This is a genomic window from Fictibacillus phosphorivorans (genome assembly GCF_001619875.1).
GTDB lineage: Bacteria > Bacillota > Bacilli > Bacillales > Fictibacillaceae > Fictibacillus > Fictibacillus phosphorivorans_B.
Genome location: NZ_LRFC01000006.1, coordinates 88743 through 107259, shown reverse-complemented (window position 1 = coordinate 107259; position 18517 = coordinate 88743). Strand labels below are relative to the sequence as shown.

Below are 18517 nucleotides of genomic sequence, written 5' to 3'. Positions count from 1 at the left end.
ATGAACCATATAATTGCCACGTACGTAATTAATAAAGGAAAATAAATTAAATAAGTAGAAAAATAAGAATAAAAATAGTTTTAAGAAGGAGTTGAAACACAATGCCTTATGGATTTATTAAACACATAGAAGAAAAGGGATATAGCTCAGAAACAATAAGGAGTTATGAAAGAGTAGTTACCCAATTTTTTGCCTACATCAAGTCTTTTTATCCAGATAATAAGGAACCGTTTCAAATTTCTTCTAGTGATATAAAAGGCTATTTAAAACATCAATCAGAAAATGAAAAGAGCGTTTCAACAATCAATAAAGAATTGGCTATAATAAAAACGATGTTTCATTACTTTTGGGAAAGAGATAAAGTTCCTGTTGATCCAGCTGTTAAAATTAAAAGATGGAAAGTAAAAGATAAGCCATCTATTGAAGTACCTTATGAAACTATCGAATTATTACTTGAAAAAGTATTAGATAATCCTGGTTATTCTGAATTAAGGAAAGCAGTATTTATCCTTGCTTCAAAAGGGTTAAAAACATCTGATTTTAGATTTAAAAAAGGTGATGTTACAGATAACATTTATGAAAACACTGCCATAATTCAACTTAATAACAGAATACTAACACTAGAAGGTAGTGGAGCAGCTACATTTTTAGGTTATTATAACAGTATCGCGTTAACTGAAACTGATTATGTATTTACAACAAAACCGCATGGTTCAGAAACACTTGGACCAGTTGAAGTTATGTCCATACTTAATCATTTAAGGGCAATCTCCGAGGATTATAAGGATTTGGTTAAACAACCTCTCACTTTAGTATCCATGAGAAGAGCATATGCATTTAATCTCTATGAAAAAAAGGTTCCCATACAAGAAATCGCTCAAGAGCTCGGTATAGAAGAAAGTTCTGCTTCCAGTTATTTAAAATTGTTACTGGAAGGTAAGCTCATTCAAAAAAGTTCTTGAAGGAAAAATATGGTGAGTGTATAATTTGAAGCATATAAATATGACGAGTGGGAATGACCCAGGTGTAAACATATCTTTGTAGGTAGATATGTTTATTCTTGGGTTTTTTTGCGTCTACAAGGAGGTTTGAATAATGTGGAAGATAAAAAAGTTACGAACGGCTTAAAAGAATTAGCTATAGCAGCGCTTATTGGAGAAGGAGAGTTTGACAATTATTCTTCTGGTCCTGTATTAAAGGTACCTTTAGACAGAAAGAAAACTTTATATTTAATTGACATTATCAAAAATAAGAAACTAAAAGATCACGTTACGATTGAACCCGATAAAGGACAGTTTTCCATCCATTCACACAATACCTTAAATACCTTAAAAGAACAGTGGTACAAAGATAACCGGAAAATATTCAGCATGATATTAGATCCTAAGTTAATAAACTTACAATCAATCATTATCAGTATAAATTTATTCGGAGATAGAAAACTAGAAACAATCTCCATACCTACCAATGTAGATAGAGAGCATATTAAGGCTATTTCATACTGTGTAGAGCACCATTTACAAGTTCCTGTAATACCCAGCCCTAATAGCATTAAAATAACGGATATTCCAACTTTCGTTTTAAATTCAGTGAACGACATTTCCGCTATACATAGTGTTGAGCTCCTCAACTATCTAACCGATAAAGAGAAGAAAAGCATGATGGAAGGTGCTGTATGAAATTACATCGTAAAATACTCATCTTGTCACTCCTTACAACCTCTTTACTTATGACTGGTTGTTTCAATACAGCTTTTCAAGAGAAAATTGAAGAAAAGCAAAAGGAAAAAGAACAAGCAAAAAAGGCAAGCGCTGAAAAAAAGGCAGAAAAGAAGGATAAGGAAAATGAGACATATGAAAAACTCGCTAAGCCGCTAGATGAAGTGATTAACGAAAGTGATTTAGATACTGGTAAAATAATTACTCCAGTAGGGGACGTAAAAGCGAAAAACTCTTATGAAAATAGTGGCGACTTTTCGATATATGTAGCAGATGTTCTTTATAAATTCTACACTCAGCAAATTTCACCTGAACAGTATTATGAATTCTTAACAAAGTACGGCAGTAGATCCACTGTACAAGAATTACCTTCAAAAGAAGATGCCATTACGATTCTCGGCTCCTTGCAAGGTTTATACAAAAGTAAAAATATCCAGGGCGAAAGTTATGTACTTACAGAAATAATGTTAGGCCGTTTGAAAAAAGAAGGTCACTTTTACAGAAAAGTAATCACTACAAACGGTGAAGAGTATTTCATATCAACTATTGCCAAAGAAGATGGCGCGTGGAAATTTGTTGAGGACAGTCCCTCGCCACCTTTTGAAGAAGGGGAAGTTGCAGCAGAGGAAACCCAGGCAAACTCCGAGGTAAATACTGAACCAGATTCCGCTACAGAAACAACAGAAGAAACATCAAATAACGAATAAATAGGAGTGAAGAAATGACAACTATAACCGCCACTGAAACTAACCTATTTGATTATACGGATAAGAAGTTAAAAGCTCATCTTCAAAATAACGAAGAATTCAACAGAGAAGTAGCAACACATTATGAGTATTATAAAGATAAGCTTTTCCGTATTGTAAAAGAGCACGATCAAGAGAAAGCGGAAAAAGATTTGTTTCAGTGTGTTAAGTCACAAGTATTTAATGGGTATTTTATCGCTTTAGAAATCCTTAATGTCGAAGATTCTCCTATTACCGATGCTTGGCTTCAACAATCAGAAGGTATGATCGCACAACAATTACCTGATTTACTTAAATCAGCAACTGGAGAAAGCGGGTTAGAGAATGTAATCACACATGAGCCTTTAAAAGCGCTTACCAGTTGGCTTGTAAGAGAGTATGAAGACATTTACCCTACCTTGATGGACATATCGCTCAATTCGGCTTGTATGGGGGCTAAATGGGCATTTGTAGATGAAGGACAGAAGAGAGGTTTTCAAACCTATCAACCACAGCATAGAGGTATTGTTGGAACGATTGACGATATTTCCTTTATCAATCCTCAAAACTACCTGTCTTGTAGCATACTAAGTGAAGCAGGTGAAGTTTGGGACGTTATTGAAACCAAATATAATGGCTATGACAGAGTAGCGGTAACTACTGTAATGAAAGTATTTACTGAAGATCAAAGTACAAAGTATTATGTAAGTGTCAATGTTAAGAGTAGCCTTTCTGCTATGAATCAGCAAAGCATTATTGATTCAATCGCTGTTAGAATAATGACTCTTAACGAATTGAATAGAGGACAACTGGTTATATCAGCAGCTTCAGTAGAAGAGTTTTATGATATTGGATAATTGGGTATAAAAAGAGGACTAGCTCAAAATTGAGCTTAGTCCTCTTTTTGTGTGATTTGCTCACTTCTCATATAGGCTTTTTTAGAATGATAGAAAATCTTATGAGTTGATAAACAACCGGTCTCAAAAATCTCATTTAAGATAGTGTTTACAGCCATAGCTGAATACCTATTGGTTATCAGACGCTGTGGGTCCGAAGCGGCCAGATCTTGACACGATAATTCAGAAGGCTTGATTTCATCCTTATCCTCTAAAATGTCTGGAAAAACAGACGCTATCGGTTCTGTGATAACATTTCCGTTCAGCTTTAAACCACAAACCAACTGTCCTGTGTACCCTGAGCGATTGTAATTTATCAATTCTTCGGTAGTCCATTCAGATTTTGCACGTTGTCTATAGTCACTTGGGACCACTACAGATTCGTTTCCAACATCTAAGTATAATAGGTTATGCTCCCGCTCGAAAAATTGATGAAAAACTTGTCGAGAAAAGTTGTTATCAACACAAGAGATTAATATTGGTAAATATGTTGTGTAATAATTATGGCAACCTTCATAAGCCGTATTAAATAAATTATCTAAAGTATCAACATCTTCTATATAGCTTGACGAGAATGTTGAAATATCGACTTGGTAAGCTGCCCTGTACCTTTGTGCTAGAACATCAGCTTTATTCTTACCAATGTCCTTATCCAAGCATAACTGGTTGGCTTTGTTCTTCTCTTCAAAATGGTCATAATCAGCAAGAACCATTCGACCATAAACATCAAAAACATTGAACAGTTGACTTACCTGTTGAATGACAAGTCCTCCTGTTCCTCCAGCACCAACAATGACTACATGAGCAAAGATTTTCTTTTTTCTTCCCTCTGAAAAATCAATACTAATCTTCTCCATTTCACGCAACCTCCACTACAGAAGTATCGTAAATATATCGAACATCGTTTTGATAATCCTGTTCTTCAAATACTAAAGATGGATTAAGAGGGATATGCCGCTGTGTAGCTAGATCAAAAGTTCTCAAAGTTATCTCCGGGAACAATCGATCAAGTCTACCCACGATTGCATATAAGATTTGTGACCGCTCATTGGCATCATCAATGGATGAAGGAGTTGCAGACATATAATGGTGAGAATGGATCTCCATAACTTTGACATACCGCTTTTCAATAAATTTAAGTGCTGATTCCAATGGGGTTTCCGTAATTTCGACTAATACTGGATTAACCCGCTGCTTTGGAATATCCATGAAGAACTCATCTGTATCTAAATCAAGATAAAAATCAGCATGGACTTCTGTTCCGAATGTTTTTGCAAAGTCTTTCGCAATCACTAGGAATTCAGCTAATAATTGAAAAGGGATTTTCTTTTTTGGAGATGGTGTATAAAAAGAATCCCCTAAAATAATAGGGGATTCCTCCGTACAATCATTATTTCCTTTTTTCTTCGCTTGAAGAACAGGAACAACAATATCCTTTTTCTCGATATACACCAGGGAAGTGAAATTAGCGACAAGCTCTGGATAATCTTCTTCTAATTTCTTACGAAGATCATTTTCTGAAATCGGCTTGTACTCAACTTCATCTGAATCCTTTTTCTTTGTTGCTAATCCATTCTCCAATTGTTCAATAGAGAAGTAGCTAGTAACAGGTCTTTCTTCTCCTGCATAACGGATAATCGTGCTAACAGTTACCTTGAAGGGGTCTTTCTTTTCGGTTACTGACGGCTTCATGCCTGTTTTACCATTATTTTCAGCATTGCCTTTCATTGCGTTTATTCTCTCGATCTGTTTTGCTTTTGCTTCTTCCGCTGCCTTTGCCGCTTCAATTTTTTTCGTTTCAACCTCATCCTCGATGTTAAACATTGAAAAAATATCTGTTTGATTTAAGCTCATTTTATTTTCCTCCCGTTTTTTAAAGTTCATTGAACGTTTTATTTTTTTTTAATAACCACTCATCGTTAAAATCATTACCTTTAAGCGAAGTGAAGATTTCCCTTATTTGCTTTCCTGTCGTCGTTTTCGCACCGTAATCATCCTGAAAAGGTGATGATAAAAAAACGGTATGAAAAGTCCCGAGTTGTTGTATGGCTTTAACATCAGGAAACTTATTCCCGCCCATACATACATATCCTTCTGTACTAACATGTGAAAAAGGAAAATGGAAAATAGGAGTATCCTCTTTTATTAATACTTGATCCTTAACCGCCACAATCGTTTCTAGTTCAACGCTTTGATTTTTTATCATGTACCTAAATATCATTCTAGGAAATCCTACATCTTTAAATGCCTGGTTATGGTAGGTTATATCCCATCGTTTCTTGGGAACCTCAACATACACACGATGCACATTTCCAACTCGATTAACCCAAACGTGTTTTAAACAATTTGTTGGTAAAAGCGGGGTAGGGATATGGTCGTCACCTACAGTAGCATCTTGTATCGTTGCAAAAAGTTCTTGAACGCTCATTTTAAATGAACCCTCAACTAAGCGATTCTCAACAATTAGCATTTCTTCCAGCTTAGTGTCCTTTTTATCGAATCTGTCCGTTAACTGAATCATTTCGACACAACCATTAAAGTCACTGATTCTATCCGTTAAACGAATGATAAAATCCATTTAATTCCCCTCTAATCTATTAATATATTGGTCGAGTAGGTCATGAATCGTCACGACTGCTTCTGCTATTTCGTGCATCATACCTTCCCATTCCAAAAACACCACGATCCCATAGTGAAGATCCACTTTAATATCGAATTCACAATGCTCTGCCAGATAGTTAGTAGCAGTTTCTGCTTCCTTTATAAATTCCTCTTTCAGCGAAGAACCGAAAACCTTTGCTAATCGCCAATCTGACATTTTATATGCGTAATCACTACTCATATCTAACGCTTCAGTCATTTCTTTAAATTCCGAATCATCTTCATCATCATAAAGCGAAAGTCTCTCAGCATTAACGAATATTCCTCTTATTCCTTCAAAGAATATATCTGCATTAGCGGAGTAGTTGTAATTAACATCCATCATAAATTGGGATAAACCAGTTATGGTTACTCCAGCATCATGAAAAACCTTCAGCATGATAAAATTAGAGATCGAATAGTCATAATTTAATTTTGTTTCTGAATCCATGACTAGATCCATTACTAAAAACCCCTTTTTTAAATGAAATCATCATCATTTAAATAGATTTTTTTATCTGATTTCACAAGTGCGTATATCATATTCTCGGTATTAGTGAGAATACTCCACTTGTTACTCTTTAGTTCTTCTAGTTCTGCGGTTGTTGGTTCTTCCTCAAACGTAGGAATAAAGTAAAATTCCTCAAAAGCGAGTTTGGCATCTTCTAAACTAAAAGAATTAAAATCTATATTCTTTATGGAGTGGTGATTCCAAATGTAATAAATGACATTCGCCATTCCGCTTTCATCTGCTAATTTAGATTGTTCTCTCTCTTTTAATTTGTTAGATAGCTTTTGAAAATCTATCTTCATGGTTTTACCTCCAATAAAAAAGAGGGGAGTAGAAGTACCTCCCATCTTTTTATTAAGTCAAAGTTCTTACTGGTAATATAAGTTGCGTTTCATCGTACTCCGAATCTGTAGGAGTTATGATAAAAGGTCTATTATCACCTTGATATTTGAACAAAATATAATCACTCTCAACCGCTTTTAAAGCGTCAATGAGATATTTTGCTGAGAATGAGATAGTGAAATTATCTTCACCATTCAATTCTTCATATTCCACCACTTCTTGACCCTTACCGATTTGTGATTGGTGAGTAGATATTGTTGCAGCTCCATTTACAAAAAGCTTAACCACGCCACCTTTACCATTATCCGCTCCGCTTGCCAAACCGCTTATGCGATCTAAACTATCCAGCAGTTCCTTCCGGCCAATCTTCATTTCCGATTTGAAACTGTTAGGCATTAAGCGGGTAGTGTCAGGGTAATTTCCTTCCAGCACTCTTGTATAAAAGAATAGTTGTCCACTCCTAAATACCACCTGGTTATTCGATTCACAATAAACACTAATATCCTCTTGCAAGTCGAATGTTTTAGCCAGCTTATCAAGGGCTTTAGCCGGAATTACTAATGACATCGGTTCTTCGGTAGTTATCTTAGTAGATTTGATTTGACCTAAACGGTGAGAATCAGTAGCTACAAGCGTCATACAATCACTTTCTAAGCTCATATTCACACCTGTTAGTATCGGGCGGGTTTCTGAATCAGAAGCAGCATACGCTGTTCGTTTAATAAGAACACCAAAATCCGCTCCCTTAAAAGTAAGAGAAGGTTTATCAATATTAAACTTTGGCAGTTTTGGATACTCTTCATAGTCGAAAGTATTTAAAGTGAATTCAGATTTCTTCCCGTACTTAATGGATAGATTAAAATTCTCCAATTTCAGTTCAAGTTGGGTCTTAAGCTTTTTCGCTATTTCGCAAACCTGTTTAGGAAGAACTGCCTTACCACATTCAAATACCTCAACGCTTTCTCCATCCACTGGAATATGATAGCGGAATGACTCTGTGCTATCTGAACCAATTAGAATGATTTCTTCCTGTGTTACCTCCATGCTGATTCCTTGCAGAATAGGAATGGTGTGTTTTGGATTAACCACCTTTTCTATCTTTTTTAAAGAATCTGCTAATACTTGACTATTGATTTTAAAGTGCAACATGATTTTTTCCCCCTTATAGTTTTTAATAAAAAAACACAAAAGAGAAAATACTCCTTTGTGTTTCAATCCCGCTATATTAAGCTGTTTGTTTTAAGCTGCCATTGTTAATATCGCTCTTGATCATGTCAGCAGATGCTTTAACATATTCAATCTTTACTAATCCAATACAAGAGATTAAATCAGTAATCTTTGTAGTAGGGCAGATGATTTGAACATATTGCAAAACATCTTCAATCCTAACTTTGTAGGTGTCGGCCATTAACTTTAAGTCGGCAACTGGACGAAGGACATTGTAGATCTTCTGTAGCTCTTGTTGTGATGCCTTTTCAAATACCTCTGAAACCGTTATTTGTTGGATATTAGGATTAATCCTTTTGAACAAAGGCATCACCCATCCTGGATTCTTCATTAAACCAATATCATTTAAAAAGGTTTTAATCGTACTGACTGCGCCATTACGGTTAAATCTATCTTGCTGATTTTGACTTCCTTTTTGTTGATTTTGATTGTTCTGTGGGTTATTGCCATTAGAACGGTTTTGATTGTTCTGTTGGTTGTTGTAACCGTTAGAACGCTGCTGGTTGTTTAGATTTCCTCTTTGTTGATTTTGATTGTTTCCGCGATTTTGGTTGTTTTGCTGATTTTGATTGTTACCATGATTTTGGTTGTTCTGCTGATTATTCTCGTTAGAACGTTGTTGTTGCTGCTTTTGATTAGAAGAGTTATTATTCTTTCCTTGTTCATTTAGCGGCAACGCCCAATCCGGTAACTTTGGCGGAAACCAATATCCTTTTACATTATTTTTCTTATCTTGCATATACAAAGATCCTGGTTGTTTGTTTGGGAATATTTCAACGTAAGTCTCTGTAAGGTTGTACAAATACCTGCCAATTTTCCATTGTGAACCACAACGTTTCATGGCACTTGATAGTCCACCTTTTAGAGATTCAATCGCTGTAAGCTCGGCTCCATCTGATTTACTAACCCATTCTCCATCAACATAACAGGAAATAGTACAGAGGATACCTCCCATGAATTCTTTGTAGTCGTTTTTCCACCCAGCTGGACCGAACACTTCATCCAAACGATTTTGAATAGCGCGATTTGTCACATAAGCTAAAACCATCGCCCAATTCTTCCCGTTTGAATTTCCAGAACGACTTACACGCCACTCAATGTCATTTGCAGAGAATGGTGCTTCTAATCGTTTTGTGACTTCTTCCATGCTACAATCCTTTTTTAACATGACAACAGCCCCTTAAAGTTTTTTAAATCTCCACCTCTTCAACTTTTTTGAAAATAAACACAAAAAAACCTTTGAGAGTTTGATAGGTACAGAAAAATAAACATAAAATGTTTATAATTCATCCATCTAACCTCAAAGGTTACGTGTTTGTTAGTATCCGCTAATCCAATAGGATTGCCAAAAAATTAAAAAGAAAAGATTTATGGTTAAATTATACAAGTATATCCATAATTAAACAACATTTAAAATCAACAAGTGACAATTTTATTCTTTAATAATCGTAATTATTTACCATTAAAGGACTTTAATTCAAATCTATTAATATGCTATAATCAACCTACAGTTTAATTTAACTAAAGCGACCGCCGCTAAAAAACCCCTTTATGGGGGAGTTTGGCGGCTTTTTGTTTATATTCAGAAAGGGGATATTCATGTTTACGGTGACATCTTTTAATGAAATTAAGTTAGGTAATGATGCGGAACGGTTGATTATTCTTAGGAAAAGGTTGAACTTAAATCAATTTCAGTTTGCAAAAGAATTAGGAATTAGTGTGAGTTATATCGGGCAAATGGAAAGGGAAGAACTTCCTTTTAGCCCACATATAAAAGCAAAGATCAATGAATTCTTAAAGCGGGAGAAGGAGTTATATGGCAAAGATATACTTAGCGGTTTCTAAAATTGATAAAGAAAGTTTTGAAGGGTTTCAGAAAAATTTAACCGGCCCCGATACAGAACTAATATCAATTGATATAAACAAGACCATAGAAAGAAGCGAAGTGCAAGAAACAATCAGACTTCACTCCTTCGAAACTATAATTACTGAAGCAGATTTTATCGATGATGATTGGTTACAATCTTATGATTCAGGTAAAGTAATTGTCTTTGATCCTAGCAAAAAACTTGAAACTAAAAAGGAACATATCACTCTCTGTGAAACTATTGATGAGATACGAACACATATACTAACTATGAAACTTGAGAATCCTATTCTTAAAGTAAATTCAGAAAATCTCACTACAAAGGCTGAAAGAAAACAAAATAAACCGGACACTGCAGCTGCCATAAATTCAGAAGAAAAAACTGTTAAGACTAACGATAATCCAGAATCAGAAGATGCAAACACCAGTAAACCTCAAACGATTGATATATTCCCTAAAAAGGATAATAAACAGGGTGATAAAACACCTGATGCAACTAAGAAAAATACTTCAGATTACCTTCCTGAGAATGCTGATAAAATAAAACACTTCTATAAAGAAAATAACTTATATAACAGAAAAACAATCGGTATATGGTCTCCAAAAACCATAGGGGTTTCTACTTTTGTTTTAAATTTCGCAATCTATTTAAAGAAGTTTAAGGAATTAAAAATAGCTGTTATGGAATATCCAAATAATCAGCAAATTTTAAAAAGCGTTTTGACACGTTATGATTCTTTACCTCCTGATTGGCATTCATTTAGGGAATTTAGTAAAACAAATACGATTCCAGTGGAATCAACGAATTGGGTTTATAGGAGAATCAGATGGCTACCGCTAGGCGAAAACGATTCAAAAATGGAATGGACAGAGGAAGTGACAAAGGATTACTTCAATATTACGAATACCCATGATATTGTCCTAGTTGATATCCCCACTGGAGAAATGAATGAACTAACATTAGACAGTTTACATCATCTAAATGAATTATGGATACTCATTGATGATTCCTTTCACCAGCACTTAGATTGGAAGAACTATATATCGAGCATTCTTAAAAAACATAATGTAACTGCAAAACTAATCTACTATAGAGAATTTCCTCATAGTCGTGTAAAAAAAGTTTCGCAATCTTTTACTGACGATATGGATATAGAGTTTATGACTGCTCTTCCTGAAATGAGTAAAGCGGTAAGCAAAAACAACTATGAGAAATTCCCGATGTTTGACAAGCGGAAGGTAAGAGAAGCATGGGAACCGAAGCTCGACATAATAGCTGAACATTTACTAGGTTCTGAATATGTAGAAAGGTATAAACTTAACATTTGGCAAAAATTGAAAAGACTTCTTGCCCGGTTATTACAGTAAGTGCTATCATAACAGTAATCAAATTTTTGTTTTTATTTTTAAGCTATCTGTTTATGATAAGCGGGTTTTAATTAAACGAACGGCCTTTGGGCTTTTAGGACAAGAGTATTTTTGCGTTGCTCTTATTCTATTATCCCATTGGTCGTTTTTTATTTTGTCTAGTGGAGGTGAAAATCAAATGAATATGAAGGAAATTAAAAAAGTGTTAATGACGGGAAAAGGAAAAATCATAATCGGTACGCATACTAAACAACGTTTAATAAAACGCGGTTACTCGAAGGGTGATATTGTTGCAGCAATCTTTAATGGTGAAATCGTTGAAAGGCAAGGTGCTTATAAAGTAGCTATAGCTGGCCGAGATAAGGACTCTAATCCTATTGTCGTTATTATCGCCAAACAATCACAACTATTGTTTAAGGTAGTTACTGTAATGCCTCCGATTGATCACCATCGTTTTAGAGAATCTGTATAACTAAATTAAGTTGGAGAAGGGTGGCTTTTATCAAATGCAAATGAATCTTATGAGAAAAACAAAACTAAAAGGGTGGTATGAATATTATCGTACTCCTTGTATTATTTGTGGAAGCACTGGCGCATGTATGATTCATAAAGACGGAAACGCTGTCGTATGTATACGAATTGAAAGCGATAAAAGCTTTTCTAAAAACTCCGCATTGCCAAGTTATCTGCACAAACTTACAGGAGACAAAAAACAAAAGATTGATGAAACGGAAGTACCGGAATATGAATGTAATCAAAAACAAAATGCTCACAATCTAAATGAAGCTTATGGAGTCTTTTTGGATTGTTTGGAGCTGAATGAAGAACACTATCAACATTTAACATCTGACGAAAGACAACTTTCTGATCAGCAAGTAGCTATTAGAGAGTATCGGAGTTTCCCCGAGAAACCCTGGGAAGTTACAAGAATGATGAAAGAAGAATTAGATTGTGATGGTTTTACTGGCATACCCGGCTTTTATCTAAAAGATAATAAGTATTGGACTATCGCTGGCGCAAACGGAATATTGATTCCTTTTAGAAACCATTACAATCAAGTTGTCGGTTTTCAATATCGCATTGATAAGCCCTTGAATGTCGTCGATGTGAAAGTGCGTAAGCAAGGATTAAAGGCTAGAGTGAAAGAACAGCCAAATTTAGTTCAAGTCACATACGATGGGGAAATAATTTTTGAAGAACGAATGGAATTAACCAAAGAGTTTGTTACTATCAAGCATGAGGAAGATATCATGGGGTGGGTACGTTTAGCTAAAGGTAATCGTTATTATTGGTTAAGTTCAGCAAATAAACCCGAAGGAACAGGCTCTGGTGATCCTGCTCCTATTCATATCTCGGTACCTACTTCTAAACTAAAAGATTGGAAACCGGGTACTGTTCACAAAGCAAAAACGGTTTGGCTTTCTGAAGGTCCTTTAAAATGCGACATAGCAGCTGATTGTATCGAGAAACTATATGATCCATTAGAAATTGAAGAAATAGGGGAAACCTTTTTAGCGCTTCCGGGTGTTGGAGCATGGAGATTAGCGATTCCTATTATGAAAGAAATGGGAGTAGAACAAGTTAATCTATGTTTTGATGCCGATGCAGTATCGAATCGTCATGTAAAGAGTCACTTGATGGAATGTGCAAAGGAATTAAAGCAGCAAGGCTTTAGAGGAAACCTTATACTTTGGTCTGAGAAAGACGGAAAAGGTATAGATGACGTTTTTTTAAATTCTAAAATTCCTCACATCAAGAAAATGTTTTAAAGAGCTTACCAAAAGGTGAGCTCTTTTTATTAACTAATATTTTTAAATGATTTAAAGGTGTCACCGATAACATTAAAAGAAAGAATCGAATAAAAAGGAATGATCGTTTAAATGATAAAAGTTACAGCTGGAGAAATTATTGAGACTTTTGGAGGCTTAAAAGGTGAAGTAGTTGCTGTTTATAATAATACAGTGGTTGCTGACTTATCTTTAATGAAAGATTATAGGGACTATTTCGAAGACCCAAAACAAGTTATAAGAAAAGCGGATATTAAAAAGACTTTTTTATTATAAGGCTCTATTTAGAGTCTTTTTTATTTGGAATTAAAACGATCTTTCTTTCATCCTGGTCTACGTAAATACCGTAAATATCATCTTGAAGTAAATTCCTTAAAGTTATAGGGATAGTTATATAACCTCTTGCGCTAACCCTTTGAGAAAAATTTCTGACAGATTTATCGATTTCAATTATTCCTGCTTTATAACTAATACCTAATTCTATTCCTTCTTCAAACCCGAATTCTGTTCTCCAGCTTACCGGGATACGTAAACCCTTTTTTACTTTTTCAAAGTTTTTATTTGTATAAAAAATTTAAATCACCTTCTTTAAGACTAATAAATATACCTCCTAGATGTTACACAATATATTAAAATGAAACTAGGGAATGTTGAACATCTATAGAGAATTGTAATTATGGACTAGGTATATGCTATTATTTTTTGTGTTGTTATGGTAATTTACAGGTAAAAAATTCTGTCTAAGTAATTAGTAGAGGGGAAATATGAAAGAAGATTTTTATATGAAATTAATTAATGAGTTTGGTCGTTTGTTTGAGGAATATATAAAATGTAATGACAATAAGAGAAAACAAAGGATCCTAGATGAAATAAAACAAATCGGGAAACAACTTAAGGAGGAACGTGATGGACTTAAGTAAGTTCATAAAAGAGACAAGAATAAAACAAGGACTAACCATGAGAAAGCTTGCAAGCAAAGCTCAAATATCACAAGCGTATATATCACAAATAGAACGAGGAGAGCGTCATCCACAACCAGACATCTTAAGAAAGCTCGCTGTTCCGTTGGATGTTCCTTATAATAAACTCATGAATATAGCAGGTTTTTTAGCTGAGGGACAATCAGCATCATCCTTATCTGCTAAAAGCTCAATTTATGAAATCCTTAAATATAAACCCACTCTAGGGGGGGAAGAAATTACAGAAATTGAGCTAGATTTAGCCATTAATGTAATAAAGAGCTTTAGAGAGGCTCAAAAGAAGAAATAGTGCTAATTGAAGATGAAAGGAAGTTGTTTTTATGGAAGTTCGTTATCATTTCATGCATAAAATCAGGGAAGCGGTAACAAATGAAATTATCCTTCATTTCATGGACTTTAAAGGAGCAAGAATCATCAAATTAACAGTAGAAGAATTAAATGCAACAACTAATAAAAAACTTAAAGAAGATGCGCGGACTCAGTGGGAGACCATTCAAAATGCTCATACTATGAAACCCAGAGCATAAGGATTATTATAATTGGAAAAACATATTTCCTTTGAGAAATATTTACATAAAACTGTTGACCATGTACCCCTATTCTATTATTATAAATACATAACATATTAATATAACTAACGGGACAGCCCCGAAGAAACTTAGGAAACGACTCTTTAAGAGTGGTTTTACTTTAAGTTACTTCGGGGCTTTTTTGTTACTTATTAAAGGGGGTGAATGCGTGAATAAAGGTCTTAAAAAAGCAATGGGTTTTGTAGCTTTCTCAGCAATTTTTGCATTATCTTTTGTATTATTGTCTCCTGAAGAAGCTGCTGCTGCATGGAAAAAATCCGGCATTACACCTCAAGGGGATTTAAAGAACAGTAAGATTTATACGGATCTTAAAAACATCGTATATTTCGTAACAGGTATCGGTGGTTTCTGGGTAATCTTATGTTTGCTTTTTGCGGGTATGAAACTATCTGCAGCACAAGGTGGAAATCCTCAAGCTCGTACACAAGGTTTTATCGGAATCTTAATGGCTGGCTTAGGAATTTTCATCATTGTAAAAGCTACGACAATTGCAGGTTGGTTTGCAGGATTCGGCTCTTAAAAATTAAATCCATAAAATGCTTACCCCTCTAATCTGTCTTGGTAGAGGGGTACATTTTTAAAGTAGGTGTTCTAATGAGAAAAGAAACAGTGCCTATTGATATGTCTTCTGAACAGAAAACCATCTTAGGATTCATATCTGTAAGGCAATTAATTTATATAATAGTCGGCGGTGCTCTAATCTACGCCTATGTGCCAATCGTATTTAATCTATTTCCTAATTACATGGTTGGAGCATTCGTAAGTGTTATAACAGCAATTCCAGTTTTGATAGCAGTTTTTGTTTTTGCTTTTCTTAAGAAATCAAAACTGCATTTAAATTTCGACCACTATTTTCTTATAAAAATAGGATATAAAAATCAAATTGGAATTTGGAGAAAAGGCACTAAACCTAAAGATTGGATGGTGAATAAGTAATGAAAGACCTTCTAATTATGGGGATTGTCGGAATAGGATTGTATGTCTTTTTCAGACTAATGCTGAAGGAACCGATCTTGCCCTGGAAAGAGAAAAAGGTATCAGACACATCATTTACAAACGTAAAGAAAAAGAAAAAGAGGAAGCATGAAGTACAACTGGAACAAGAACCTCATTTATTTGAAGAACTTTTTAGCAATGTAAAAGATATATCAAGCCATATGATCAGATTTAATGATAATTCTTTTACCATGATAGCTGCAGTAGAACCGGTAAATTACTTCTTGAAGAGTCAAGACGAACAAGAAGCCATTGATACAGTATGTGAAAGTTGGACAGCCGCTATCAACTATCCAGTAGGATATTACCTTCAAAACCGCTTTATTGATATTTCAGAACCAATCTCAAATATGAAGAAGAGTATGAGGGAATCAGAAGACTTGAATGAAGCAGCTTTAAGTTTTGGACAAGCAATGATAGATGACCTTATTAGATGGCAAACAGAATCACCACGATACGAAACAAAACGATATTTAGTATTTACTCATAAAATTAATCCGTCAGAAATCATGAGTGACAGCAAAGATGAATTGGAAGAAAAAATCATTGAAAAAGCCTTTTCTGAATTAATGAGACGTTTAAATGCTGCAAAGTCGCAACTTAGAAAAGCTGAAATCGAAGTATCGCTACTTCCAACAGAAGGAATTTATGATTTGCTCTATCACACTTTTAATAGACGAAAAGCGGTTAAACAAAGATTTAAAGATTTAGTCGAGTATGAAAAGAACGCAATGTATATTACAGCTGATCAGACAGATGATCGCATTGAAGCGGTAAGGGAGGCCATTGAAGAAAATGATAAAAAACACGAAGAAAAAGCAAGCTAACCAAAAGGATTCTGCAAAGCAAACAGATTTTTCAAATGAACCAAATTACCAAATGGACACGAAGCCTTCAATGTTTGAAATTATATCTCCTGAAGGTGTAAAAATCGATTCAGAAGATCATGGCATTATTAAACAATCACTCGGCTCAAAAACCTTTTTTAGACCTATGTTTATCCCGCGTGATGGGTATCCTCGCAAAATGCAAACCAACTGGTTGTATAGTCTAACTTCAAGCGGAGAAATGGATGTCTACATTGATGTTCATAAAGTTCAACAAGCAGACGCCGTAAGATTATTACAACGGCAAATTACCATGCTTGAATCTAACCTCTCCTTCCAAACAAAGAGAGGAAACATTGATCAGATTAATGATCTTCAAGCAAAAATTAGAGACACAGACCAACTCATGAGCGAGATACAGTTCTCGGAAAACTCAATGTTCAATGTTGCAACACTTGGAATGTTATATGCCTCAAGCGAAAAAGAATTAAATCGTTACAGTGAAGCTATAGAGGATGAAATGAGTAGCAAGTTTATATCACTTGTTAGTACTTGGGGAAGAATCAAAAAAGGCTTTAGAAGTGTGCTGCCTTTTGGAAAAGTTGAGATTGCAGACGCTTATCGAAACATGGATCGTCGAGCATTATCTACTTTTGCTCCTTTTATTAGTGGTAGTGGAAGATATATGGGTGGCGTTCCAATAGGTAAAAATAAAATTACTGGCCAATTAGAATTCATTAACAGTTTCGGAAACGAAGATTACCGACCTGACAACTATAACATGTTTATCGTTGGAACATCCGGTAGCGGGAAATCGGTTGCTCTTAAACTATTTATTGCACGTGAGTTAACTGGTAACAATATCTTCGCAAGATTGATAGACCCAGAAGCGGAATTTGTGCGCGTGACAAAGCGTTTAGGAGGAATTAATTTAAATATCAGTGAGGAAGAGGATATTTGCATTAATCCACTTGCAATTAACTATACTGATATTCCTCTTGATGAAGACGATGAAGAATTGGAGTATCTCGAAGATTCAGATGATCGTGAAATCATTGAAAAATATGGAAAAAAATACATTCGCTTTGTCCCATTAAGAGAAAAAGTGAATGATAGCTTAGATTTCTTTGATATTATTTGCCGCGGAAAAAATAGTGAGGACCGAGGGCTTGATGTATTTGAAAGAAACTATTTAGAAGAAGCCGTACAATATATCTTCACTGAAAAACTCCAGCTGACATCACATCCCGATTCATTATTTAGTAATGAAGTAGTGAAAGTTGATAACCAGTTAATTCAGTCGAAGGTTAGAAAGCCGGAACCTACAATTTCAGATGTATTTGAATACTTAATTGGACAATACGGTAATGAACCAAAGGCTATGCGTTTAATTGCTGCAATCCGCCCATTCTTAAAAACTGGTTCAAAGCCTATTTTTGATGGTCAAACCCATTTAGGTAAAGGTGTCACTCAATCTTTACAAGATGCAAGGTTAGTAAACTTTAATATTAGTCAAATGGAAGAAGGGTTTTTACGACCTATCGCTTATCACGTAATCCTTACCTACTTATGGGAGCATTTTGTTAAGAACCTTGATAATGCTAATAAAAAGAAGTTTGTTTACTGTGATGAAGCTTGGAGTTTAATAGATTCTGATCAAACGGTAAGTTTCTTAGAGAAGATGGCTCGTCGAGCACGAAAAAGAAATGCCGGCCTAAGAATCGCGTCTCAAGATTTCGTAAGATTTGTATTAAACGATAAAGCTCGTGGAATTCTTCAAAACACTAACTCTTTCTTTTTCCTTAAGCAAAATAAGATTGACTTAAAAGCTATAAAAGAAAACTTTGACCTTAGTGCAGGTGAAATTGACATCCTTTTCGGAAATCCTGACAAGGGGGAAGGGATACTACGGGTAGGTAAAAGTTCAGTATGGTTACAAACCAATCCTACTGAGGAAGAATTAGTTTTCATTGAATCTAACCAGGCTGTATATGAAGAAAAAATGAAGCGGAAACGTTTAATGCAACAGCAAAGCTAAAGTAA

At 34.9% G+C, this 18517-nt stretch carries 23 protein-coding genes; 16 read left to right on the top strand and 7 right to left on the bottom strand.

From position 1 onward, the window contains the following. Window positions 1-101 precede the first annotated feature (101 nt). From AWM68_RS06090 to AWM68_RS06075, 4 genes are all read left to right on the top strand, one after another. Window positions 102-962, top strand: a complete 861-nt coding sequence (locus AWM68_RS06090) for a tyrosine-type recombinase/integrase (protein WP_066238591.1) — start codon at window positions 102-104, stop codon at window positions 960-962. Window positions 963-1097: 135 nt separating this feature from the next. After that, window positions 1098-1679 carry a hypothetical protein gene (locus AWM68_RS06085; RefSeq protein ID WP_066238588.1) on the top strand — a complete coding sequence of 194 codons (582 nt, stop codon included), beginning with the start codon at window positions 1098-1100 and terminating at the stop codon, window positions 1677-1679. Then, a complete protein-coding gene (locus AWM68_RS06080) occupies window positions 1676-2425 on the top strand; it encodes a hypothetical protein (RefSeq protein WP_066238585.1) in 750 nt (249 codons plus the stop codon). The genes AWM68_RS06085 and AWM68_RS06080 overlap by 4 nt, the downstream gene beginning before the upstream one ends. A 14-nt stretch (window positions 2426-2439) precedes the next feature. Beyond that, complete coding sequence (locus tag AWM68_RS06075; protein WP_066238582.1) at window positions 2440-3300, top strand: hypothetical protein; 861 nt, start codon at window positions 2440-2442, stop codon at window positions 3298-3300. Window positions 3301-3335: 35 nt separating this feature from the next. Here the strand turns inward: AWM68_RS06075 and AWM68_RS06070 are convergent, their stop codons facing one another. The 7 genes from AWM68_RS06070 to AWM68_RS20990 all read right to left on the bottom strand — a co-directional run bounded on the left by AWM68_RS06070 (window position 3336) and on the right by AWM68_RS20990 (window position 9227). Continuing rightward, entirely contained in the window at window positions 3336-4196 is an 861-nt protein-coding gene (locus AWM68_RS06070; protein WP_066238579.1) for a ThiF family adenylyltransferase, read from the bottom strand. Between the two features lies 1 nt (window position 4197). Then, window positions 4198-5193 carry a hypothetical protein gene (locus AWM68_RS06065; protein ID WP_066238576.1) on the bottom strand — a complete coding sequence of 332 codons (996 nt, stop codon included), beginning with the start codon at window positions 5191-5193 and terminating at the stop codon, window positions 4198-4200. Window positions 5194-5212: 19 nt separating this feature from the next. Beyond that, on the bottom strand, window positions 5213-5917 hold the full coding sequence (locus AWM68_RS06060) for a hypothetical protein (protein WP_066238573.1): 705 nt from the start codon (window positions 5915-5917) through the stop codon (window positions 5213-5215). Continuing rightward, entirely contained in the window at window positions 5918-6442 is a 525-nt protein-coding gene (locus tag AWM68_RS06055) for a hypothetical protein (protein WP_066238570.1), read from the bottom strand. A 17-nt stretch (window positions 6443-6459) separates the two neighbouring features. Further along, the gene (locus AWM68_RS06050; protein ID WP_066238567.1) at window positions 6460-6792 is read right to left on the bottom strand and encodes a hypothetical protein; all 333 of its coding nucleotides are present in this window, start codon (window positions 6790-6792) and stop codon (window positions 6460-6462) included. Between the two features lie 52 nt (window positions 6793-6844). Then, a complete protein-coding gene (dnaN, locus tag AWM68_RS06045) occupies window positions 6845-7981 on the bottom strand; it encodes a DNA polymerase III subunit beta (RefSeq protein ID WP_231868380.1) in 1137 nt (378 codons plus the stop codon). Between the two features lie 76 nt (window positions 7982-8057). Further along, on the bottom strand, window positions 8058-9227 hold the full coding sequence (locus tag AWM68_RS20990; RefSeq protein WP_231868379.1) for a Rad52/Rad22 family DNA repair protein: 1170 nt from the start codon (window positions 9225-9227) through the stop codon (window positions 8058-8060). A gap of 431 nt (window positions 9228-9658) precedes the next feature. On the opposite strand from AWM68_RS20990, the gene AWM68_RS06035 reads away from it, so the two are divergent. The 12 genes from AWM68_RS06035 (at window position 9659) to AWM68_RS05985 (ending at window position 18512) form a co-directional block, all read left to right on the top strand. Further along, complete coding sequence (locus tag AWM68_RS06035) at window positions 9659-9904, top strand: helix-turn-helix domain-containing protein (protein ID WP_066238565.1); 246 nt, start codon at window positions 9659-9661, stop codon at window positions 9902-9904. Continuing rightward, window positions 9876-11294, top strand: coding sequence for a hypothetical protein (locus AWM68_RS06030; RefSeq protein WP_066238562.1), 1419 nt, complete (start codon window positions 9876-9878; stop codon window positions 11292-11294). Before AWM68_RS06035 ends, AWM68_RS06030 begins: the two co-directional genes overlap by 29 nt. A 178-nt stretch (window positions 11295-11472) precedes the next feature. Further along, window positions 11473-11766 carry a DUF4258 domain-containing protein gene (locus AWM68_RS06025; RefSeq protein ID WP_066238559.1) on the top strand — a complete coding sequence of 98 codons (294 nt, stop codon included), beginning with the start codon at window positions 11473-11475 and terminating at the stop codon, window positions 11764-11766. A 49-nt stretch (window positions 11767-11815) separates the two neighbouring features. Continuing rightward, entirely contained in the window at window positions 11816-13063 is a 1248-nt protein-coding gene (locus AWM68_RS06020) for a DUF3854 domain-containing protein (RefSeq protein ID WP_197468134.1), read from the top strand. A gap of 111 nt (window positions 13064-13174) precedes the next feature. Then, window positions 13175-13357 carry a DUF2187 family protein gene (locus tag AWM68_RS06015; RefSeq protein WP_066238553.1) on the top strand — a complete coding sequence of 61 codons (183 nt, stop codon included), beginning with the start codon at window positions 13175-13177 and terminating at the stop codon, window positions 13355-13357. A gap of 488 nt (window positions 13358-13845) precedes the next feature. Then, window positions 13846-14001 (top strand): hypothetical protein, encoded by a 156-nt coding sequence (locus tag AWM68_RS21300; protein ID WP_156488319.1) that lies wholly within the window; start codon window positions 13846-13848, stop codon window positions 13999-14001. Then, a complete protein-coding gene (locus tag AWM68_RS06010) occupies window positions 13988-14350 on the top strand; it encodes a helix-turn-helix domain-containing protein (RefSeq protein WP_066238550.1) in 363 nt (120 codons plus the stop codon). The genes AWM68_RS21300 and AWM68_RS06010 overlap by 14 nt, the downstream gene beginning before the upstream one ends. Window positions 14351-14381: 31 nt before the next feature. After that, window positions 14382-14588 carry a hypothetical protein gene (locus AWM68_RS06005; RefSeq protein ID WP_066238544.1) on the top strand — a complete coding sequence of 69 codons (207 nt, stop codon included), beginning with the start codon at window positions 14382-14384 and terminating at the stop codon, window positions 14586-14588. Between the two features lie 211 nt (window positions 14589-14799). Continuing rightward, window positions 14800-15171, top strand: a complete 372-nt coding sequence (locus AWM68_RS06000) for a pilin (RefSeq protein WP_066238541.1) — start codon at window positions 14800-14802, stop codon at window positions 15169-15171. A 74-nt stretch (window positions 15172-15245) separates the two neighbouring features. Then, window positions 15246-15587 carry a PrgI family mobile element protein gene (locus AWM68_RS05995; RefSeq protein WP_066238539.1) on the top strand — a complete coding sequence of 114 codons (342 nt, stop codon included), beginning with the start codon at window positions 15246-15248 and terminating at the stop codon, window positions 15585-15587. Beyond that, entirely contained in the window at window positions 15587-16474 is an 888-nt protein-coding gene (locus tag AWM68_RS05990; RefSeq protein WP_066238535.1) for a hypothetical protein, read from the top strand. The genes AWM68_RS05995 and AWM68_RS05990 overlap by 1 nt, the downstream gene beginning before the upstream one ends. Further along, on the top strand, window positions 16443-18512 hold the full coding sequence (locus AWM68_RS05985) for a VirB4 family type IV secretion system protein (protein ID WP_066238533.1): 2070 nt from the start codon (window positions 16443-16445) through the stop codon (window positions 18510-18512). Before AWM68_RS05990 ends, AWM68_RS05985 begins: the two co-directional genes overlap by 32 nt. Window positions 18513-18517 lie beyond the last annotated feature (5 nt).